We start from the raw sequence: 20379 nt of genomic DNA, 5'->3' as shown, positions 1-20379 counted from the left end.
AAATATAAGAATGAAACAGACCTGTTTAATATTTACCATTTTAACTTGTATGGTTAAAATCTCCGTGGCACAAAATATTGACTCTATTGTAAATCATGCTGCAACTTCATTTATGAGTGGACCCCGGGTCGGAGTATCCATAGCGGTTATTAAAGATAATCGGACCTATCAGTTCAATTTTGGCAGTATACAGAAAGACAAAGTAAAAGTGCCAGATGCAAATACCATTTACGAAATAGGATCTATGACCAAAACCTTTACCAGTATACTCCTTGCACAAGCGGTAAGCGACAAAAAGGTCAATTTAACTGACGACATCAGGAAATACCTCAAAGACAGTTATCCTGATCTGGGAATATAAAGGTAAGCCAATCCAACTGGTTCACCTCGCCAACCTGACCTCTGCACTTCCTGATAATCTTCCTGAAAAATTACCTTCATTTAAAACAGAGGATAAAGATGCTCAGTTGTTCGAAATAAAAAAGTTTTATGACACCTATACCAGAGAACAATTTTTAAAAGATCTTAAGGGTGTAAGATTGACTGCAGAACCCGGATTAAATAATGCACATTCAAACACAGCCGCTCAGTTACTTGGATTTATACTCGAAAATATTTATAAAAAAAGCTATAATGAGCTGCTAAAGCAATACATAACAGGACCCCTGGATATGCAAAGTACTTTTGCCGTTGTCCCTAATCAATTAAAAGAAAATATTGCACTTGGATACAATAATAATGGTGTTTTAATGCCTGGAATTCCAGCAGGAGCAGGGAGTGCCGGTGTGCTAAAATCCACACTTCCAGATATGGTTAAATATGTCACGCGCCATCTTGAAGAAGTTGATCGGCGGTTATACTCTCTCATCAGCTTACCTGGGGTAAAATAGAAAGTTTTGGAATAGGTTTAAGCTGGTTCTTAAGAAAAAATTTCGAAGGCAACAGGAAAATCTGGGCCTCGGGAGGGACTTTTGGTTTTTGCTCTTATGGAGTGCTTTACCCTGAACGCAAATTTTCTGTAATTGTATTAGCTAATGAAGCAGATGGAAACTCCGAAGAGGCTGCCTCAAATATGGCTGAAACCATTTATAACGAAATCTACTTTACGAAGTCGGAACGTTCTTCTGAGGGCTTCGGGTATTCTAAACCTACCATTGTTCTGCTTGAAGCATTGAATAAGCGTGGTTTCGAGCATGCTATTGATGTAGTAAATGAGCTAAACCAAAAAGATATTTCATTTAAATTACAGGAAGATGATGTAAACAGACTTGGTTATCAGCTGTTGCGTAAAGGTAATAAAGAGAAAGCACTTGAGTTATTCAAGTTAAATGTGAATCAGTTCCCTGAAAGTGAAAATGTATATGACAGTCTTGCAGAGACTTATGAAATTATGGGAAATAAAGAAGATGCAATTAAGAATTACAAGCATGTTCTTGAAATAAATCCTTCAAATAGCAATGCGAGGTTACATTTAAAGAAGTTAACAAGCTAGCTTTTTCCAATTAAAAAGGGTTGAATCTTAAGCTGTTCATCATAGTCTTCTTGTTTTAAAAATGGCCAGATTTCAAAGTTTCCAAGCTTTTGGAATTCGCTAAATGCAAGTTTCTGCTCTTTTCTTTTTACTATATAATATCCTCCAAGAGATAAAATACACTGTACAATTTCAGCTAATGAAAATTTGATTAAAGGATTTGTATTCTCAAAACCCGGCCATTGATATTCTCTATCTGTTTGAAGAAATAGGATACATCTTGCAATGATCTTTAAACTTTGTTCAGATAATCTATCCTTGTTAATCAGCTTATAGCTTCTTGTATCACTATATAACCCCCAACATAATTCAAGTATTGGTTGTATGATCGGATCATCGGATTTAGCTTCTTTAGCCCTATGATATTGCTCAGGTAACCATCCATTGGTTACATCATTCATAAGATCATTCTCAAAATCATCGTTTGAAAGTAATCCAACTGATAAATGCCTTAGATGTAAAGCAAGTCTTTTTCGCTTGTTTATGTCTACCATATAAATTCAAATTTAGTTCTTAGATTAATAAAATCAATGGTAATTGAGTATTTTTTTGTCGTTGCCTTTTAGACAAAAGGAATATTGATTGTCCTGAACACCGCCTTAGAATGTCAGTACTACACCCTGTAAATTTCAATTATTGAGGATACATTAGCTTATGCTTAATATTTAGCGTTTTTTTATAAAAAAAAAGGACATAATGGAAACAATATTTGACAAAGAAACAAGAGATAATCTGATTGCTAGAATTAATCTGCTTGATGAAAATAGTAAGGCTCAGTGGGGCAAAATGAATATTTATCAGATGCTGAAACATTGTACAGTGTATGAAGAAATGATGTTAGGTAAAAATGTATATCAACGTGTTTTTCTGGGTAGGTTATTCGGTAAAATGGCTTTGAAAGAATTTACACAGAATGATACTCCTATAAAACGGAATGTACCTACATTAACTCAGCTCAAAATAAAAGAAACTAGTGGTGATGTAATAGCCGAAAGAAAGAAATGGATCAGCCTGCTTGAGGAACATGCAAAGTTTTCTAATATTGAAATCGTACACTCTTTTTTCGGGAACTTAACGAAAGAACAGGTTGGGCAGCTGGTTTATAAGCATACCGACCACCATTTGCGACAATTTAGCCGCTAATTTTTCTTCTTTTTCCGCCTTAAAAAGGTGCTGAAAACGCGTTGAAAAAGAGTCTTTCAACTGTCTGACTACCAGGCTTGTGTAGTAGTCTTGTTCAGGTATGATTCAGAGACTGTTCAGATGCCATTTTCTTTTGATAAAATTCACATAGAAGGTGATAATTATTGCCAATGCAAAGCTATTCCTGTAATAGTATCAATCAATGCATCAGAAATATTCTGTCCTGATATTTTATCGGCATAGTACTTTACAAAAGAATTTGGGAGATTGACCTCACCTAATTTTTCTTTAATCTGCCATTGCCAGTCTGTAATCGGACAATAACCTATGCCGTACCAGATTCCCAGGATTAGCCAGCAGCCTAAAGTAAGCGTAACGACAATAAGGTGTAACTTTCTCGTTGATGGCCATATCCAGCCAAATAGATTAAAACCTATAATAACGATATGCAGCAGGGTAAAAAGCCAGTCAAATAATGGATACATCATTTCCCAATATATGAAAACTAGAATAAATGTATCATGTCTTTTTGGAAACAAACACTAGTTTCAATAGCTGCATATTGTCCATAATTTGGAATAAGCAGGTAACCGTTTTTTTTATAAAGCTTTATGGCTTCCAATTGTCTTATACCAGTTTCTAAGATGCAATTTCTATAAGCAAGTTCAGTTGCCCATATTCAGCTCAGTCAGAATATTGCTGGCAATACCTTTTCCTCTGTAATCAGGTGAAGTATACATGCGTTTAATTTCCATTGTGCCGGCCATATACTCTTTGATAGCACCGCAGCCTATTGGTTTTTCATCCTTATAAACCACAACGACATGTTTAATTTTATCAATTTTATTGAACTGATCATAAAAGGAATGATCAGCACCGTCTTTTTCGGCAAGGTATTCTTCAAGATACTTTACCAGCAGTATAAAATCTTGATTTTCTGAGTCAGTTCTTAATAGCTTGATCATTTTTCAACAATTAAATACATGAATTTATGAAAATATTTTCAGGTCTATGGCTTATTTGTGTTGTCTTAACAGCCATTTATAGATTTCATGATCTTCATATAGATACTGAATTCCATGTCCTTTATTTTTTAACCTTGTAAACAGGACATGGCTATTACTCTTTTTTAATTTCCTGTAAACACGTTCTGTTTCTGCTATGGGTATCTGGTCATCGCTTTCCCATGAAAAGTCCAAATGGGTAAGTGGTTAATTCCTGAGATTTTTGATGTATCTGTATCATTTACTCCTCCGCATAGTGGTAAGATTGCAGCAAATTTATCCGGATAGTCCATAGCTACCTGCCAGGCGCCAAATCCACCGATACTAATCCCCGTAACATAGATTCTATTGGTATCCACACGGTATTTGGGGATGATAGCCATGGATAAAGAATCGTACCAGTTTTCTGTTGTCCAGGTTTTATCATCCGGACATTGGGGAGATACAATCATAAAATCAAATTCATAGCCCTTTGAAATAAGTGCGGGAGGTCCGAACGTTTTTAATTTATTTAAGTCTGTTCCCCTTTGAGAACGCCACCAAGATAAATCATCAAAGGATACTGTTTTTTAGCTGATGAATAATCCTTTGGTAAATACAATAAGTACTTATAATTTGCCTTCACCTTGTTTTGAGCACAAACTAAGGAATTTAAGCTGATGAGCAATAAAGCGAAAAAAAAAAACGGGTTATTACAATATTTGATAAGTGCATATTTCCAATGTAAATATTTACCTTAAATTGTGAGGAATATAGATGATAGCTTCATTATAAAAAAAAATATAAAAGATGAAAATAGCAATTTTAGATGATTATCAAAATATCATTAAAGATCTTGAATGCTTTAAAATATTAGACGGACAGGAAGTTCTAATCCTGAATCACACAGAAAAAGATACTGAATTACTTTCCGAAAAGTTAAAAGGTATTGAAGTCATTGTACTAACCAGGGAAAGGACAATTATAAACGATGATTTACTTTCGCGGCTGCCAGATTTGAAATTAATCAGTCAGACAGGCAAAATATCGAATCATCTGGATTTGCCGGTATGCACTAAACATAAAGTTGCTGTAGCGGAAGGGATAGGTTCACCGATTGCACCTGCCGAATTGACCTGGGCGTTGATTATGAATACTGTTAGACAAATCCCTAATGCAATTGAAGGAATGAAAATGGTAAATGGCAGATCAATATTGGTTCAAGTATCTATGGGAAGACTATTGGAATTTGGGGATATGGTAAAATTGGAAAAAAAATAGCTGATTACGCAAAGGTATTCGGGGCGAAAGTTTTGGTCTGGGGAAGTGAAAGTTCCAGAGAAAAGGCACTGAATGATGGTTTTGAAATAGCGGATACAAAAGAATCTTTTTTTAGTAAAGCTGATGTCATCTCTCTGCACCTTCGTTTGAGCGAAAAGACTTTAGCAATTGTTAAAGAAACAGACTTAAGTCTGATGAAACCATCATCCGTACTTATTAATACTGCAAGAGCAGAGTTAATTGAAAAAGGGGCTCTTTTAAAGTCGTTGCAGAAGGGGAGACCGGGATTTGCAGGTATAGACGTATATGAAGAAGAACCAATTTATAATCAGGATTATGAATTGTTAAAGATGTCTAATGTGTTGTGTACACCACATTTAGGGTACGTGGAGAGAAACGGGTTCGAATTGTATTTCAATAAAGCATTTGAAAATGTGATGAGTTATGTCAATGGAAATCCGATAAATATTGCAAATCCAGAAATATTAAACCAGTGATTTTAATTATCTTTGTTCTTTGAAATATTCAATCCAATATTTATGTCATCAATAGAAACACTTGGTGAGTTTTATAAAAGAACAAATCAAATCGTACCATCAGATTTGTTAAATCCTAAAGGAAATTCAAGTCACTTTAACGTTCAGCCCAGAAATTATTGTAATAAGGTAACGCCTTATAACAGGAGGGATCATTATAAAATGTGCCTGAATATCGGAGCCGGCAGGTTGCGTTTTGCCGATAAAATTATCGAAATAGAACAGACTGCACTTGTCTTTTCAAATCCTTCTGTACCGTACTCCTGGGAATCTATTGTCGAAAAACAAGAAGGCTATTTGTGTCTGTTTAATGACTCTTTTATTTCAGCAGAATTAAAAAAAGGACTTGAACTGACCTGCCCGTTGTTTAATCCCCCTACTCAATCCTGTTTGCTACTTAAATGAACAGCAGACAGAATTAGTGAGCGGATATTATCAGCAAATGATGGACGAATTAAAAAGCGACTATGAGTATAAATTTGAAGTCATCAGGAGTTTACTTAAATTAATCATCCATCAGGGGATAAAAATTCAATCTGAACATAATCTGATCTCTCAAAAGGAGGCTTCAGATAGGATAACACCAATGTTTATTGAATTGCTGGAGCGTCAGTTTCCTGTTGATTCACCAGGAAATCCATTGAAAATAAAGAGTGCTTCTGAATTTGCAAGTCAATTGAATATTCACGTCAACCATCTCAATTATGTTGTGAAATCGCATACTGGTAAGACCACTACACAAATGATCAGTAACAGGATTGTTGATGAAGCAAAAACTCTTCTAAAGAATACGGATTGGGATGTAGCCGAAATTGGTTATTGTCTTGGGTTTGACTATCCGGCTCATTTTAATAACTATTTCAAAAAACACACTGGGGTAACACCTTCAATCTTTAAATATAATTCTTAGCTTTTATTTGATTTACGTAATTTTTTCTTTGAATTCTGAAATCGGTTTTTATGTTTGTGCACTTACCTTTGTGTTCTATTTTGCCAGAACTAGTTGTTTTATAAAAAAAGATAGAATACAGTATCAAAATGAGAATTATTGAAAAAGATCATGACGGCATCGGGACTATACTCGCGTTTATTTTAATTCCACTTTCGGGGTTCGCTACCGACATCTATTTACCTTCGCTGCCAGCCATGGCTGATCAACTGCATGCTACTAATGCAGAAGTACAATTAACAATCGTATTTTTTCTGATCAGTTATGGATTATCACAATTATTTATTGGAAGTTTACTGGATAGTTTTGGACGTTATCGCATAACTATTGCCGCCTTGATATTATTCAGTATTGCAAGTTTTACAATCGCTAATGCTCAAAGTGTTTACATCATCTATCTGATGCGGGTTGTTCATGGTATAACCGTAGCAGCCATTGTAGTTGGTAAGAGAGCTTATTTTGTAGATATATTTTCAGGAGAAAAACTGAAACATTATACCAGTTTATTTTCCATTGTGTGGTCAGCAGCCCCAATTATAGCTCCGTTTTTCGGAGGATATCTCCAAACTGCATTTGGCTGGGAGTCTAATTTTTATCTGATCGGATATTTTGCATTGATTATGCTGGTTTTAGAGTTGATATTTGGAGGAGAATCCTTAAAAGTCTATCAGAAATTTCACTTTAAATCAATAGTTCAGATTTACGGAAATATGCTAAAGACACTCAGTTTTAGTCTCGGTTTGATTATGCTTGGCCTTTCTAATGCTATGTTTATGGTGTATGGTATGAGCGGGCCGTTTATAATAGAGCACACTTTCCATGATTCGGCAATCACTACAGGCTATTGTTCCCTTGCTCTTGGAGTTTCCTTATTGTTAGGTGGTTTTTTGGGAAAGGCATTGATTAATTATCCTTTTGTTAAAAACTGACTATAGCTGTAGGGATTCAGTTTGTCCTTACAACTATAATGATCTGCATTCCTGCTGCTTATACTAATTTAATTACGATGATGACGTTTGCTTTCAGCATCCATTTTATAGCAGGTTTTGTTTTTAATAACTACTTTTCTTTTTGTCTGAGTCTTTTTCCTGAAAATGCTGGTATTGCAAGTGGGGTAACAGGAGGGGCTTTATATATAATCACCTCTATTTTGAGTTATGGTATCGTTTCATTGATACCTGCAAAATCTCAGGCTAGTCTTGGATTAAGTTATATGGTTTTGGTACTACTGTCTATCCTCACTTTTGCATTGATCAGGAAAAAAGTTCTGATTTCTTCACCGGCTTAGAAATGAATAAAAAAGCCTCGGGGAGGCTTTTCAAATTTAAAACCAGGTACAAGGATGGCATTAACTTATTATTGATCCGGTTATAGCTTAATCTGGAATCTTCATTAAAAATGACTTTTGAAAAAATGACCAGAATGATGAAAATATTATTAAATTTACATAGCAAGTATACTTCATACTCAGACACATCCGATGCCCATGTTACCATAGCAATGGCTTGTAGCGGGATGATTTGATCTAAATCAACTCTTGCTTAAAGCTCACATTTTATGGCTGTTCATTTTTTTTTGTTGCAGTTTTACCTGGAAAAACTTAATGCTTAAATTTTGGCCTTCCAATAAATTTAAATCCATTTATTTATCTTTAATTGAATAATAACACTCTAATTTATTAATAGTTGAGAATTTGTTGATTTGGCTGTTGAAATGGAAAAACAAAACATCATTCAGAAAAATTGGGACGACCTTTCCGTAGACAGGAAAAGTTGGGAACCTTTTGTTAATAAGTTTCTGCACCCCATAAGCAACTTACTGATTGATAGACTTTCTCTCGATCTCTCTTCTACTGTACTTGATGTTGCAACCGGTATGGGAGAACCTGGATTATCAGTTGCTTCTGCATTACCGGCAGGAAAAGTTATTGGTGTTGATATCTCTCTGAAAAGATGCTTGAAATATCCCGTAAAAATGCCTCTTTAAGAGGAATAGAAAATTTCGAAACGGTTTGCTGTAATGTATCAATGATGCCATTTGCAGATAACTCTTTCGAAGCCATTCTTTGTAGAAATGGGATTATGTTCTTTAATGATATAGCGGCTGGTTTACAGGAGATGTACCGCATACTAAAGGTAGATGGTAAGATTGCTGTTTCAACATGGGGAATGCTGGAGAAAAACCTTTGGGCAAATATCGTTTTAGACACAATCTCAGAAGTAACCCGTCACAAATCATATAATCCTCATATACCGGGTATGTTTTATTGCATGCAGCCGGGGTTTATGACAGATTGGTTTGAAAACGTTAATTTACAAAGTATTAAAGAAGAAGAGCTGACTGGGATTGTTGAATTTGGATCAGTTGATAAACACTGGGAATTTGTGACCTCTGTAAGTGCGGCAGTCGTAAATGCTTTAAAAGGTCTGGAACCCGGTATGAAAAATGAAATCCGTGAAGAAGTAAAAAGAAAAACAGTTACTCATCTTATTGATGATAAACTTTATTTTCAGTGGAATTCACGGATTACTGTAGGTACAAAAGTTTAAAGAGTTATTTATTTGCTTTATTTTGTAAGTTGATTTTGGATAGCTCTTCCTGATCAATGCCCGATTCTTCCAGAATAGAGAGAATGAAAGCTGTTTTTGCCTCTATGTAACTATCAATATCTAAAGGATGTTTTTTTGCAAGCTCCATTTTCAGTTCGCCATATTCCGGCGCCTTTTCCTGATGAGTACAAAGAAGTTCTCGTAAAAGCTTCTCTTCCTGGAATACCCATTTCTCCTGCATAAGTATAACCAAGCTTTTTCAGTATGCTAATAATGTTATCAAATCTATCTTTATTCCTTATAATGATATTTATATCAATAATGGGTTTAGCAGAAAGGCCGGGTATAGAAGTACTGCCAACATGCTCAATGCTGATGATCATAATCTTTCAAATGATAGTTAAATACTGATTTTAGCTTTTCAAAAGCTATAGGCCAATTTGTGGAATAAGGTACCACAATCACTTTTTTTACTTCCTGATCTTTCATGCTGGTCTTTAAACTGAATTACAAAAATATGGAATACTCTCAATATTTATTATTTTTGGATATATGAAGGACAAAGAGAATCGATTGTTGGCTCATTATACCCATATCTGGAAATTAATACCAGATTGAAATGGTTTTCATTTAAAATCCCAACTGTGGACGAAGAAAAACAAGGTTCCAGATCAATGATGGGGAAGATGCAAAACTGCTGCTCACCATTGCCGAACTGGCTATGAATGAGCTGACAAATGGCTCCCATATGAAGTGTATTCGGGCTAATTTTCAGCCTTAATATCTTCAAGCATTTTATCCAGAGTACCACGATCCAGTAGTTGTCCTTTAACTATTACAGCATTGATCTTTTGAGTAGCCCTGATATCATTTAACGGGTTCTCATCCAATAAAAGAATATCAGCTTTTTTTCCGGATGTTATACTTCCATAGTTCTTTTGATTAAGAAATTCAGGAGAATTAATGATAGAAGCCTGCAATGCCTGCAATGGGGTTAAGCCATATTTAACAAATAATTCAAGTTCCTGATGTAAACCAATTCCAGGATAATCAAATGAGTTTAAATACCCTGCATCTGTACCAGCCAGGATTTTTACACCTGCTTTTTGTAAAAGTGGTAAAACAGAAGCCGATTTTTCAAAGACCTCATGTCTGAAGGCTATAGCTGCGGGGCCGTCTTTTGCTGCCCTTTCTACTCTCCATGTATAGGTTTTACGAAGCCCTTTGCCTATGTATTGCAGATAAGGGTCGTTTTTATGATCATCCTGATCGAGATAGGCAACTGTTCGGCTGATAGATAAAGTAGGGGTTAAAGACATTCCGTGCTTAGCCATATTCCGATAAGCTTTAAGTGCCGACGCCTCGTCAAAATCTGCGATTATCCTTGATTAACTGCCGTTCCTTTTAGCATTCCCGAAGCTATTTCATCAGATATTTTTTGTTCATCTTTAGTTCCTGCTTTTAGTGCATATCCGATATGTTCAACTGCGCTTAAACCGGCATCAGCCACCTGGGTCATAGTCAGAGAAGAGGGGATATGTGCCGAAACTTTAAACCCTCTTGCACGTGCCATTTTGATAGCTTCCAGAAACAAGGCTGGTTTTAAGGTATTGTCTGTGATTTTAACAAAATCAACTTTCAGTTTCTGTAAAGAGTCCAGAGCAAGTTTAATTTCGTCAATCGTGCCGACTTCTATATCACCCAGCCAGATTGATTTATATCCTTCTATTTTAGGCCCTGAAGTAAAGATCGTTGGGCCTTGTAAGCTGCCTTTTGCAATTTCTTCCCTCCATTGCAATACGCTGTTGCTTAAGTCTGCAGAAGCATCACGCACTGTTGTAATCCCATGCGCAAGAAATAGAGGAAGCAGGTTTTTGTTTTCCTGTATCAGAGAATCTCCTCCTCCAAAGTGCATATGCATATCCCAAAGTCCGGGAATAATGAATTTTCCTGCTGCATCATAGGTTTGTTTAGCTGCATAGGAAGTAGTTTTTTTTTTGAATCGATGATAATAATGATACTATCATTGCGGATAATTATAGCCTTTCCGGATGTTATCTTTCCAGTTTTGATATCAATAATGTTTCCCCCGGTAATCATCAGGTCTGCCCTGCTGTTTTGAGCGAAAGAAAGATGTCCCGTCAATAAGAATAATGTTATAATGAATAGTGGTTTCATAATTTATACCTGATTAAGATTGCTTTAAATTTGAACAGCTTCTAATGCGCCCCTGATTTTTCCAGGAGTGATACTATTGCCCGGAAGTTTTTATTTTTCGCATGTGTTAAAGGAGTTATACCTTCTTTGTCTGCCAGGTTTACATTACAACCAGCATTAATCAGCATTTCCACAATCTCTGCTTGTTTACTGTTGCCATTATTCATTATTCAGAGATGATAGCTTCCAATAAAGCGGTCCAGCCCAGTTTGTTGATATGATCTGCAGGAAAGGACTTATCTTTTAATAATTCTGCCACTACGGCGGTATGTCCTCTTTCGCAGGCAGGTATAAGTGCTGTCCCGTAATATCTGTTAAATACTTTGTAATCAGCACCTGCTTTGATGCATAATTTCAGGATATCAAGATAGCCAGAAGCTCCTGCATACAAGAAAGAGCTATTCAGCATCTTGTCCTGAGCATTTACATCCGCCCCAGCCTCAATCAGTAATTTAGCCATCTCTATATGATTTACATAGGTCGCAGAGATCAATGGAGTTTCACCCTTGTTGTTGCGAATTTCAAGATTATTTCCCTCAGCAATCCACTGTTTCAGTGACAGCGTATCATTTGAGGTAATAATTTTAAATATTGATGTTTTTTTTTTTCCATATTCTTTTCCTGAGCACATGAGTTGAATATTATACCCGAAAGACAGAGCAGAACTATTAAGAACTATTAATTGCAGATAACAGCGTTTTGTCATCAGGCAAACATAAATGTTCTTTGGATATGGATATAGGACAGGTTAGTACATCACGGGTACTAATTATTCTTTTTGCGGAAATTTACGGGACTGTAATTTGTATACTTCCTGAAGAACCTGGAAAAATAAGAGGTGTCATTAAAGCCTAAAGTAAAGGCGATTTCTTTGACATCTAAACAGGTTAAGGTTAGCATTCTTTTCGCTTCAAGTAAGATACGTTCGCGGATCTGATCACCAGCAGTAACTCCGGATTTAGTACGGCATATCTGATTTAGGTAGTTTGGTGTAACATTCAGGATGTTAGCATAATATGCTACGTCACTATGCGTATGGTAATGCTTTTCGAGTGTGGATAGAAAACTGTTCAGCAAGCGGTTGTCAGTATTCGGTGCCTGTATTTTGAAGGCTTCATTATATGCACGTTTGAGTAATATCAGCGTTATCTGGAGTTTATGCTGAAGCATCTCCATATAGAATGTCTGCTGTGCATTTGCTTCGTGAACAAGGCTTTCTATGGCGGCAGTTACTTGCTGAGAATCATCCTCACTGAGTAGAAAAGAAGCTTTTCCGGAAGGATTGAAAAAAGGGAATTTTTGCTGTATTTGTAAAAGGAAATTTGGAGAAAACATAACCTGAAAGCAAGTTGTGTCTGCTGAGAAATCCCATTGGTGTGCTTGTCCCGGAGCAAGGAAGAATACCGTCCGCGCCCTGACCTCATGTTCGAAAAAATCTATGGTATGAGTACCTGTTCCATGTGTAATAAGCAGTACCATGTAAAAGTCATGTTTATGTGCCTGGGGTATAACAGGCATACTGATTGGTAAATGATGTACAATCTTAAAATCTTCTTTGGTATAGGGCAGATTGAAAATTTTCTCTATGCCTAAGGTTGGTAAAAGCATCAATTGATATAATGATAAAAACCCTGCTGTTTATCGCGTACCAGCGAAAAATAGCAGGGTTTTTTTATGATTTTTTATTAATTTTTCTCCAGCATGAAACGCCATACAACAGCACTTAAAATACTACCCAGAATAGGGGCAAGAATAAATAACCAGAGTTGACTGATCGCTGTACCACCTACGATTAATGCAGGACCAATACTTCTTGCAGGATTTACAGATACGCCAGTTACTTTGATACCAACGATATGGATCAACACTAAACTTAAGCCAATTGCTAAACCAGCAAAACCACCATTGATGTTTTTGGTAGAAGTAGACCCGAAAATAACCATCAGGAAAATAAATGTAAATATTGTTTCAGCGATGAAACCAGAAATCAGACTGTAATGACCTGGTGAGGCAGCCTCGTAACCATTCTGGCCTAAACCACCAAATATATAGCCTTCTTTACCTGATGCGATAAGGTATAAAATACCGGCACCGGCAATGGCCCCTAATACCTGGGCAATAATATAAACTACAGCTTCACCAGCTTTCATACGGCCGGCTACTACCATCCCGATAGAAATTGCGGGATTAATGTGACAACCTGAAATATGACCGATCGCATAAGCCATAGCCACTACAGATAAACCAAATGCAAAAGATATACCGAGTAAACCAACCCCACTAGTGCCGTTGTCGCCAGCAATTACTGCACTTCCACAGCCCATCAGGACCAGGACGAGTGTGCCGAAAAACTCGGCAGTGAATTTTGAAAAAGTAGTTGTTTCCATGTAAGATTTTAATTTAAATATTATTAATAGATGAATGATTTTAGTGTATTAAAGAAATACACATGTATAATATTAAGTATATTTTTTTTTTACCAGACAAATAAATGACAATTTATTTGTAGCAGATCACAAATTAATTCTATCTTAACTAAAGCGAACTTATGGGCCTTATCATATCTGCATGGAGGATATCATCTTCTAAATATTCTTCGCTCACTACAGCAAAACCAAATGACTCATAAAATGATTTCAAGTATAATTGAGCACCAATTTTAATTGGCTTATTTCCATATAAACGCAAGCAGTTTGCGATAGCCAATGAAACCAGTTGTTTGCCAAATCCTTTTCCTCTGGCAGCAGGGCTGGTCACTATTCTTCCTATAGAAGGTTCTGTGAATGATAACCCGGCAGGTACTATCCTCGCATAAGCCATTAGCGCTTTGTTTTGATAAAGCATCAAATGCTGACAAGACATATCTTTGTTGTCGGCATCCAGAAAAACACATTGTTGTTCTACTACAAATATTTCGCTTCTCAATCTTAATATTGCGTAAAGTTCTTTCACTGTAAGCGATTCAAAGGGCTTACATATTTCAGTATATTCCATGTTATTTGTTAAAAGGTCAGAGCCCATTTAAATTCGGGTAGATTTTAAACAGGCTCTAAAATAACAGTTTTTATTTCTATTTGATTACTGATTTAAACATGTTAATTTTGATTATCTGCCTTAACAGATAAATGCTTAAGGTATTACAGACAAAATAAACCTTGAATTACAAGACATTAGCCGTTATCAGCCGAAACCTATTCTCCTTCAAACCTAGGTACCTCTTCAAAAAAAACGTTTTACTAATTTTAGCAGTACTGACTGTAATTCCAGCAATTGCTCAGCCTGTCAGGGTTGCTGTTGCTGCAAATGCGCAGTTTGTTTTGAGGAAACTGGCAGACGATTTTAAGAAGAAAACGGGTATAGAAGTAGAAATCATAAGCGGATCATCCGGGAAACTGACTGCACAGATAAAAAAAAATGGTGCACCATATGATTTGTTCTTGTCTGCGGATATGGATTTTGCACAAAGTGTTTATGCTGACGGTTTTGCTTTGTCGAAACCCAGAGTTTATGCTTTAGGCAGCCTGATTGTTTGCACCACGACAGGAGTGGATCTGGAAAATTGGAAAACTCTAATCCGTGATCAAAAAACAGGAAAGATAGCGATTGCTAATCCCAGCTTAGCGCCTTATGGTAAAGCCGCGGAACAGGCACTAAATTATTACGGGTTTTATAACGAGATCTCTTCTCGCCTCGTATTTGGCGAAAGTATCAGCCAGGTGAATACTTATGTGCTAAAAGGAGTTGTCAATATTGGATTTACGACAGAATCTTTAGTTTACGATCTTTCTCTGTCCGATCAATTCAAATGGAAAAAAATAGACAACAGGGCTTATACGCAAATTAAGCAGGGAGCTGTGTTATTAAAGTACTCGAATAATAAGAATTTTACAAAAAATAAGAGATTTTATGATTATCTTTTCTCTGCTGGTGCGAAAGCCATTTTCGGTCAGTTTGGCTACAGAACCCTATAAAATTTTGCAGAATTAATGGAATGGACTCCGATATGGCTGAGCCTTAAACTCGCTGCCTGTACTACATTTATACTTTTTATTATCGGTATTCCATTGGCTTACTGGCTTTCGAGGCGGCATTCACTTGGAAAAGTAATTATTGAAGCAATTTTAACCATGCCTTTAGTCTTACCACCATCTGTGCTGGGCTTTTATCTGTTGCTTACTTTTAGTCCAACAGCGTACTCGGTAGCTGGCTACATCAATATTTCAATATAAGCCTGGTCTTTTCCTTTGAAGGACTAGTCGTAGCTTCAGTAATTTACAGTCTGCCTTTTATGGTCAGTCCGGTGAAATCAGCTCTTGCTCATTTGCCTGTATCACTTGCAGAAGCATCTTATACTATGGGCAAATCTAAACTGGAAACTTTTTACCGGGTATTAATGCCTAATATAAAATCTTCGCTATGGACTGCAACAGTTTTGACTTTCGCACATACGTTAGGGGAGTTCGGAGTCGTTTTAATGATAGGGGGGAAATTAGCAGGGGTGACTAAAGTCGCATCCATTGCAATTTACGATGCTGTGGATAATAATCAATACAAAGAAGCTAACCAGTATTCCATGGTTTTATTTGCAATCACCTTTGTGATTGTGATCCTGGTTTTCATATTTAACAGAAATTCAGCGAGGGGGCCATTAGAATGATTGAAGCGATAATACATAAAAAGATAAAACCTATAAAGGGAATAGCCAGCTTCTGGTTGAAGCTCAGTTTCCGGCAGGTTCAATAACCAGGGTTTATGGTTCTTCAGGCTCAGGAAAAACTACTTTTTTAAAAATATTAGCTGGATTAATCACACCCGAAAAGGGAGAAATCCATGTCAAAGGAATTTGCTGGCTGGATACCAGTAAAAAGATCAATTGGAAGCCTCAGCAGCGTCGGGTGGGATTTGTCTTTCAGGATTATGCGTTGTTCCCGAATATGACCGTACAAGAGCATTTGGAATATGCTACTGCTGATCATCAGCTAATCGAAAGATTATTGCTGATGGGCAGGATGGGGTCCTTTAAACAGCATAAACCACAGCATTTATCAGGCGGACAGCAACAAAGGCTGGCTATTTTGCGGGCATTGGCGCTAAAACCGGAATTATTAATATTAGATGAAGCCTTTTCTGCGCTCGATGACGACCTGCGTTCAGCATTGATTATTGAGCTGAAAATTATTTTAAAAGAATTCAATACAACCACTATCATAGTTAGTCACCATTTACAGGAAACTGCAGGCTTTGCAGACCATACCTTAAAAATTGAACAGGAAAATTAACTCTCAAACAGATGATTATATATAAAAACAGACGAAGAAGTAGAATTGATCCGTATCAGTGCTACGCTAATCAGCTCCACCTTAGCCGAAATTGCTAAAGTATTGAAACCAGGGATGACCACTTTAGATCTGGATAAGCTTGCTGCCGAATATATTGCAGATTATGGCGCTATACCTTCATTTCTTAATTATGAAGGTTATCCGCATCATATTTGTACTTCTGTAAATGATGTAGTTGTTCATGGTATGCCTAATGATACACCACTGCGTGACGGAGATGTTGTTTCAGTAGATATAGGAGTAATCAAGAATGAATTCCACGGAGATCATGCTTATACTTTTATTCTGGGCGAAGCAAAGCGGGAAGTCATAGATTTGGTAAGAGTAACTAAAGAATGTCTTTACGAAGGTATTAATCATGCGGTAGCAGACAGTTATTTAACTAATATTTCCAGTGCAATTCAAAGACATGCTGAAGGTCATGGTTATGGGGTAGTCCGGGAATACGTAGGACATGGTTTAGGCAGTTCTATGCACGAACATCCTCAGGTACCAAATTTCGGAAGAAGGAATGAGGGGATACTTATGAAAGAGAACCTGGTTCTGGCTATTGAACCTATGGTAAATCTAGGTGCTAAAGATATCAAGGTATCTAAAGATGGATGGACGGTTAAAACAGCAGATGGAAAGCCATCCGTACATTTCGAGCATGATGTATGTACCAAGCCGGGACATGCGTTGATTTTATCAAACTATGCATTAATAGAAATCGTTGAAAAAGCAAACATTAACCTTAATTCATCTTATTATTAAGTGATTAAGCTAATTCGGCTTTAAGGTTCTTTAATCAATAGAAATGTCATACTTTTGCTACGTTCTCAAAAACAGTAAAAGCGTCTATATATACATGAAATTACCTGCACAATATAACCCGGTTCCTTTTCTAAAGGATAATTATAAAATCATTGCCAGTTATATTTTTACGCTGTTTTTTATAGGTTTGGGGATCTGGTTTATTCAGCATGAAAAAGCAGAACTCCAACAAGTAAAACATCTTGTTCTGACCTCAAAGTGGGATTGGATCACACTGGGTATTATACTCAGTGTAGTTTACATCTTTATGCATGGATTGATGTATAAATACTCCTTTAAGGCGGTGGGTAGTACAGTTAACCTGATGGATTCCACAATGTTATATTTAAAGAGGAATTTTGTCAGCGTGTTTTTACCTGCCGGTGGTGTATCTTCTCTTGCTTTTTTTAGTGGAGCTATTGAACGAAAAGGGGTTGCTAAATCCCAGATTAATTTTGCTTCTTCTATTTATGGTTTCGTAGGTATTTTGTCGGTAGTCGTCATGGCTATCCCCGTGTTCATTTACGCAATCTTTAAAGGAAGTATCGGTGCCGGAGAGTGGATAGGGCTAATAGCAATTTTCGCATTAATTGGCGGTATTTATTTGGTATACAGGTCTATTGCTAATAATGGTAAGTTTTACCAGTTGATAGTTAAGTACATTCCATCGGTAGAGGTTTTCCTTTCTGAATTCAAAAATAACCAAATTGAACGTAAAAGTTTTATCTGGACTTTCATTTATAGTATGCTGATTGAAGTGATTGGTGTAGTGCATATCTATATTGCTATGGTTGCGCTGAATATAGAGCCATCATTGATTATCGCTACCATCAGTTATGTAGTAGGGGTTGTATTCCTGATTATTTCTCCATTTTTGAGAGGTCTGGGAGCCGTGGAAGCATCCATGACTTTCATGCTGATCCGTTTAGGATATTCAGAAGCAGCGGCCGTATCAGTTACTTTTCTTTATCGTTTCATGGAATTCTGGATTCCTATGTTACTGGGTGCATTGAGTTTCCTTGTCAAAATCAATAAATTACTAATGCGTATAGTGCCTGCATTGATGATTCTCGCATTGGGTATTGTGAATATCGTATCCGTATTGACACCTGCAATTCACGAAAGGCTGGTATTTCTGAAAAATTTCCTGCCTATTTCGGCTATTGCAGCATCAAACTATTTTGTACTGGTAGCGGGTTTATTTTTACTGGTTACGGCGGCATTCATGCTGAGAGGACTGAAAATGGCCTGGTATTTTGCTTTGGCGTTATGTGTGTTTTCATTGTTCGGAAACCTGACCAAAGCATTCGATTATGAAGAGGCACTTTATTCGGTCATTGTAATTATCGGGTTAGTTGCTTCCAGAAAGGAATATTATGTCAAACATAACTCGCGTCTTCGCTTTATAGGGATACAAACTACGTTGCTGAGTGTGGCGGCTGTAGTTTTATACGGTACAGTTGGTTTCTATTTTCTGGATGCCAAACACTTCAACGTTGATTTCGGTATCCTGCAATCCGTAAAATATACTTTAGAGAATTTTGTACTGATTGATAGCACAGACCTTGTCCCTCAGGATGCTTTTGCAAGAGGCTTTTTATATTCTATCAATATCAGCGGATTCTTATCCGTAGCATTCCTTGTCTATACATTGATCCGCCCTTATATCATCAGGGACACTACGGATGAGGAGGAGTTTGAATGGGCAAGAACACAATTGGATAAATACGGGAATTCTGCTATGGACTATTTCAAGACCTACCAGGATAAGCTGATTTATCGTTCTCCTGATCTGGATGGTTTTATCTCTTACCGTATTGCCGGAAACTTTGCCGTAGTACTGGAATCACCGGTAACGGCCCCTGAAAACTTAAAAGCGTTTATTAAATCATTTGATAAATACTGCTTTGAAAGTGGGATGAAGAGTTTTTATTACCGTGTAGCAGAAGAAAATCTGGAACCTTTTATCAAAAGCGGTAAAAAAAGACTGTTCTTAGGACAAGAAGGGGTAGTTAACCTGACTACTTTTACGCTGGACGGAGGAAATAGAAAATCGATCCGTAATGCCCTGAAAAAAGTAGGTGAGAAGGGATTCCATAGCAAAATATATGAAGCACCAGTTAAGGATGGCTTATTGCAAAAAATAAAATCTGTTTCTGACGAGTGGCTGGAAGAAACAGAACGTGAAGAAATTGTTTTCTCTCAGGGGATGTTTGACTGGGAAGAATTAAAAAACCAGACGATTATTACTGTTGAAAATTCAGAAGAAAAGATCGTTGCCTTTTTAAATGTCATTCCTGATTATGCCAAAGGTGAAGGGACTTATGATTTGATCAGAAAGACTTGTGACGCACCAAACGGGGTAATTGACTTTATCCTTGTTGAGTTATTCAAACATCTGAAAGAAAAAGGATATACCTCCGTTAATATCGGTTTTGCACCGTTATCGGGTTTAAATGATCCAAAGAACCTTCCTGAACGCTCGCTGAAATTTGCATACGAGAAGATTAAATCGTTTTCTCATTATAAAGGACTGAGAGACGCGAAAGATATAAATTCTCTCCGGTATGGCATAATAAATACCTGGTTTATGGTCAGGATTATGACCTTATCCAGGTTCCTACAGTATTATCTAAAGTAATTAAACCCTAAAGCAGGCCAATGAAAAGACTGATTCTCGTTGTCGCAATGTTATTTTGTTTCGGCAGACCATCTTTTGCGATTAATGCAGAAGAATCTTTTCGTTATGGCCCTTTCGGTAAAATTACGATTTATCAGCCTGTTAAAAAACCTACTTCAGTCGTGCTTTTTGTTTCTGGTGACGGGGGATGGAAAGATGGAGTAATCAATATGGCTCAGCGTCTTGCAGAACAAGGTGCATTAGTCCTGGGGATCGATGCGAGAAACTACAAGAAAGCTTTAGCAAAAAGAAAAACAGATTGTTATTACCCGGCAGCAGATTTTGAGCAGCTGAGTTTAATGATTCAGAAGAAATATAAATTCAGTAATTATACCAAACCGGTTTTGGTTGGTTATTCTTATGGCGCAACACACTGATC

At 36.8% G+C, this 20379-nt stretch carries 32 protein-coding genes and 1 pseudogene; 19 read left to right on the top strand and 14 right to left on the bottom strand.

All coding sequences use genetic code 11. The annotated features are described in order from the left end of the window. The first annotated feature begins 10 nt into the window (after positions 1 to 10). From ACWYN3_RS09990 to ACWYN3_RS09980, 3 genes are all read left to right on the top strand, one after another. Positions 11 to 361 carry a serine hydrolase gene (locus tag ACWYN3_RS09990; RefSeq protein WP_456221019.1) on the top strand — a complete coding sequence of 117 codons (351 nt, stop codon included), beginning with the start codon at positions 11 to 13 and terminating at the stop codon, positions 359 to 361. Next, positions 309 to 890: a serine hydrolase domain-containing protein gene (locus ACWYN3_RS09985; protein WP_456222948.1), complete on the top strand. Its 582-nt coding sequence runs from the start codon at positions 309 to 311 to the stop codon at positions 888 to 890. Before ACWYN3_RS09990 ends, ACWYN3_RS09985 begins: the two co-directional genes overlap by 53 nt. 101 nt (positions 891 to 991) lie before the next feature. Then, entirely contained in the window at positions 992 to 1492 is a 501-nt protein-coding gene (locus ACWYN3_RS09980; protein ID WP_456221018.1) for a tetratricopeptide repeat protein, read from the top strand. Here the strand turns inward: ACWYN3_RS09980 and ACWYN3_RS09975 are convergent. Next, entirely contained in the window at positions 1489 to 2025 is a 537-nt protein-coding gene (locus ACWYN3_RS09975; protein WP_456221017.1) for a hypothetical protein, read from the bottom strand. The two genes, ACWYN3_RS09980 and ACWYN3_RS09975, sit on opposite strands and share 4 nt — an antisense overlap. A 202-nt stretch (positions 2026 to 2227) precedes the next feature. Here ACWYN3_RS09975 and ACWYN3_RS09970 point away from each other — a divergent pair, with 202 nt between their 5' ends. Beyond that, positions 2228 to 2674 carry a DUF1569 domain-containing protein gene (locus ACWYN3_RS09970; RefSeq protein WP_456221016.1) on the top strand — a complete coding sequence of 149 codons (447 nt, stop codon included), beginning with the start codon at positions 2228 to 2230 and terminating at the stop codon, positions 2672 to 2674. Positions 2675 to 2835: 161 nt separating this feature from the next. Here the strand turns inward: ACWYN3_RS09970 and ACWYN3_RS09965 are convergent, their stop codons facing one another. The 4 genes from ACWYN3_RS09965 to ACWYN3_RS09950 all read right to left on the bottom strand — a co-directional run bounded on the left by ACWYN3_RS09965 (position 2836) and on the right by ACWYN3_RS09950 (position 4130). After that, positions 2836 to 3162 (bottom strand): DUF2784 domain-containing protein, encoded by a 327-nt coding sequence (locus ACWYN3_RS09965; protein ID WP_456221015.1) that lies wholly within the window; start codon positions 3160 to 3162, stop codon positions 2836 to 2838. A gap of 177 nt (positions 3163 to 3339) precedes the next feature. Beyond that, positions 3340 to 3639 (bottom strand): GNAT family N-acetyltransferase, encoded by a 300-nt coding sequence (locus ACWYN3_RS09960; RefSeq protein ID WP_456221014.1) that lies wholly within the window; start codon positions 3637 to 3639, stop codon positions 3340 to 3342. Positions 3640 to 3690: 51 nt separating this feature from the next. Continuing rightward, the gene (locus ACWYN3_RS09955) at positions 3691 to 3873 is read right to left on the bottom strand and encodes a prolyl oligopeptidase family serine peptidase (protein WP_456221013.1); all 183 of its coding nucleotides are present in this window, start codon (positions 3871 to 3873) and stop codon (positions 3691 to 3693) included. Continuing rightward, entirely contained in the window at positions 3834 to 4130 is a 297-nt protein-coding gene (locus tag ACWYN3_RS09950) for a carboxylesterase family protein (RefSeq protein ID WP_456221012.1), read from the bottom strand. The genes ACWYN3_RS09955 and ACWYN3_RS09950 overlap by 40 nt, the downstream gene beginning before the upstream one ends. Before the next feature lie 337 nt (positions 4131 to 4467). Here ACWYN3_RS09950 and ACWYN3_RS09945 point away from each other — a divergent pair, with 337 nt between their 5' ends. From ACWYN3_RS09945 to ACWYN3_RS09910, 8 genes are all read left to right on the top strand, one after another. Then, positions 4468 to 4938: a hypothetical protein gene (locus ACWYN3_RS09945; RefSeq protein ID WP_456221011.1), complete on the top strand. Its 471-nt coding sequence runs from the start codon at positions 4468 to 4470 to the stop codon at positions 4936 to 4938. Further along, complete coding sequence (locus ACWYN3_RS09940; RefSeq protein WP_456222947.1) at positions 4866 to 5435, top strand: NAD(P)-dependent oxidoreductase; 570 nt, start codon at positions 4866 to 4868, stop codon at positions 5433 to 5435. Before ACWYN3_RS09945 ends, ACWYN3_RS09940 begins: the two co-directional genes overlap by 73 nt. 42 nt (positions 5436 to 5477) lie before the next feature. Continuing rightward, on the top strand, positions 5478 to 5879 hold the full coding sequence (locus ACWYN3_RS09935; protein ID WP_456221010.1) for a hypothetical protein: 402 nt from the start codon (positions 5478 to 5480) through the stop codon (positions 5877 to 5879). Between the two features lie 16 nt (positions 5880 to 5895). Further along, positions 5896 to 6384: a helix-turn-helix domain-containing protein gene (locus ACWYN3_RS09930; protein WP_456221009.1), complete on the top strand. Its 489-nt coding sequence runs from the start codon at positions 5896 to 5898 to the stop codon at positions 6382 to 6384. A gap of 128 nt (positions 6385 to 6512) precedes the next feature. Further along, positions 6513 to 7352: an MFS transporter gene (locus ACWYN3_RS09925; RefSeq protein ID WP_456221008.1), complete on the top strand. Its 840-nt coding sequence runs from the start codon at positions 6513 to 6515 to the stop codon at positions 7350 to 7352. Positions 7353 to 7390: 38 nt separating this feature from the next. Beyond that, positions 7391 to 7711 (top strand): hypothetical protein, encoded by a 321-nt coding sequence (locus tag ACWYN3_RS09920; protein WP_456221007.1) that lies wholly within the window; start codon positions 7391 to 7393, stop codon positions 7709 to 7711. Between the two features lie 425 nt (positions 7712 to 8136). Then, on the top strand, positions 8137 to 8409 hold the full coding sequence (locus tag ACWYN3_RS09915; RefSeq protein ID WP_456221006.1) for a hypothetical protein: 273 nt from the start codon (positions 8137 to 8139) through the stop codon (positions 8407 to 8409). Then, positions 8376 to 8972 carry a class I SAM-dependent methyltransferase gene (locus tag ACWYN3_RS09910; RefSeq protein ID WP_456221005.1) on the top strand — a complete coding sequence of 199 codons (597 nt, stop codon included), beginning with the start codon at positions 8376 to 8378 and terminating at the stop codon, positions 8970 to 8972. The genes ACWYN3_RS09915 and ACWYN3_RS09910 overlap by 34 nt, the downstream gene beginning before the upstream one ends. Before the next feature lie 4 nt (positions 8973 to 8976). On the opposite strand, the pseudogene ACWYN3_RS09905 reads toward ACWYN3_RS09910, so the two are convergent. The 9 genes and pseudogenes from ACWYN3_RS09905 to ACWYN3_RS09865 all read right to left on the bottom strand — a co-directional run bounded on the left by ACWYN3_RS09905 (position 8977) and on the right by ACWYN3_RS09865 (position 14183). Continuing rightward, positions 8977 to 9355 (bottom strand): annotated as a pseudogene (locus ACWYN3_RS09905) (GrpB family protein). Positions 9356 to 9736: 381 nt separating this feature from the next. Beyond that, complete coding sequence (locus ACWYN3_RS09900) at positions 9737 to 10306, bottom strand: amidohydrolase family protein (protein WP_456221004.1); 570 nt, start codon at positions 10304 to 10306, stop codon at positions 9737 to 9739. A 44-nt stretch (positions 10307 to 10350) separates the two neighbouring features. After that, the gene (locus ACWYN3_RS09895; RefSeq protein WP_456221003.1) at positions 10351 to 10887 is read right to left on the bottom strand and encodes a hypothetical protein; all 537 of its coding nucleotides are present in this window, start codon (positions 10885 to 10887) and stop codon (positions 10351 to 10353) included. Then, positions 10860 to 11150 carry a hypothetical protein gene (locus tag ACWYN3_RS09890; protein ID WP_456221002.1) on the bottom strand — a complete coding sequence of 97 codons (291 nt, stop codon included), beginning with the start codon at positions 11148 to 11150 and terminating at the stop codon, positions 10860 to 10862. Before ACWYN3_RS09890 ends, ACWYN3_RS09895 begins: the two co-directional genes overlap by 28 nt. Positions 11151 to 11191: 41 nt before the next feature. Continuing rightward, positions 11192 to 11356 (bottom strand): hypothetical protein, encoded by a 165-nt coding sequence (locus ACWYN3_RS09885; RefSeq protein WP_456221001.1) that lies wholly within the window; start codon positions 11354 to 11356, stop codon positions 11192 to 11194. Further along, positions 11356 to 11895 carry an ankyrin repeat domain-containing protein gene (locus ACWYN3_RS09880; RefSeq protein ID WP_456221000.1) on the bottom strand — a complete coding sequence of 180 codons (540 nt, stop codon included), beginning with the start codon at positions 11893 to 11895 and terminating at the stop codon, positions 11356 to 11358. The genes ACWYN3_RS09885 and ACWYN3_RS09880 overlap by 1 nt, the downstream gene beginning before the upstream one ends. Before the next feature lie 59 nt (positions 11896 to 11954). Further along, positions 11955 to 12797 carry a helix-turn-helix domain-containing protein gene (locus tag ACWYN3_RS09875; protein WP_456220999.1) on the bottom strand — a complete coding sequence of 281 codons (843 nt, stop codon included), beginning with the start codon at positions 12795 to 12797 and terminating at the stop codon, positions 11955 to 11957. 77 nt (positions 12798 to 12874) lie between these two features. Beyond that, entirely contained in the window at positions 12875 to 13576 is a 702-nt protein-coding gene (aqpZ, locus tag ACWYN3_RS09870) for an aquaporin Z (RefSeq protein WP_456220998.1), read from the bottom strand. Between the two features lie 148 nt (positions 13577 to 13724). Next, positions 13725 to 14183 carry a GNAT family N-acetyltransferase gene (locus ACWYN3_RS09865; protein WP_456220997.1) on the bottom strand — a complete coding sequence of 153 codons (459 nt, stop codon included), beginning with the start codon at positions 14181 to 14183 and terminating at the stop codon, positions 13725 to 13727. 161 nt (positions 14184 to 14344) lie between these two features. On the opposite strand from ACWYN3_RS09865, the gene modA reads away from it, so the two are divergent. The 7 genes from modA (at position 14345) to ACWYN3_RS09830 (ending at position 20377) form a co-directional block, all read left to right on the top strand. Next, entirely contained in the window at positions 14345 to 15160 is an 816-nt protein-coding gene (modA, locus tag ACWYN3_RS09860) for a molybdate ABC transporter substrate-binding protein (protein WP_456220996.1), read from the top strand. Between the two features lie 15 nt (positions 15161 to 15175). Then, a complete protein-coding gene (locus ACWYN3_RS09855) occupies positions 15176 to 15418 on the top strand; it encodes a hypothetical protein (RefSeq protein ID WP_456220995.1) in 243 nt (80 codons plus the stop codon). A 59-nt stretch (positions 15419 to 15477) separates the two neighbouring features. Further along, the gene (locus tag ACWYN3_RS09850; RefSeq protein ID WP_456220994.1) at positions 15478 to 15846 is read left to right on the top strand and encodes a molybdate ABC transporter permease subunit; all 369 of its coding nucleotides are present in this window, start codon (positions 15478 to 15480) and stop codon (positions 15844 to 15846) included. A gap of 52 nt (positions 15847 to 15898) precedes the next feature. Then, positions 15899 to 16468, top strand: a complete 570-nt coding sequence (locus tag ACWYN3_RS09845; RefSeq protein WP_456222946.1) for an ATP-binding cassette domain-containing protein — start codon at positions 15899 to 15901, stop codon at positions 16466 to 16468. A gap of 45 nt (positions 16469 to 16513) precedes the next feature. Next, a complete protein-coding gene (map, locus tag ACWYN3_RS09840) occupies positions 16514 to 17281 on the top strand; it encodes a type I methionyl aminopeptidase (RefSeq protein ID WP_456220993.1) in 768 nt (255 codons plus the stop codon). A 94-nt stretch (positions 17282 to 17375) separates the two neighbouring features. Next, entirely contained in the window at positions 17376 to 19961 is a 2586-nt protein-coding gene (locus ACWYN3_RS09835) for a phosphatidylglycerol lysyltransferase domain-containing protein (RefSeq protein ID WP_456220992.1), read from the top strand. 20 nt (positions 19962 to 19981) lie between these two features. Beyond that, positions 19982 to 20377 carry an AcvB/VirJ family lysyl-phosphatidylglycerol hydrolase gene (locus ACWYN3_RS09830; protein WP_456220991.1) on the top strand — a complete coding sequence of 132 codons (396 nt, stop codon included), beginning with the start codon at positions 19982 to 19984 and terminating at the stop codon, positions 20375 to 20377. Positions 20378 to 20379: the final 2 nt, after the last annotated feature.

It is taken from the genome of Pedobacter sp. NJ-S-72 (genome assembly GCF_053890575.1).
The sequence above is the reverse complement of the archived record's forward strand: the minus strand, read 5'-3'. Positions and strand labels throughout refer to the sequence as shown.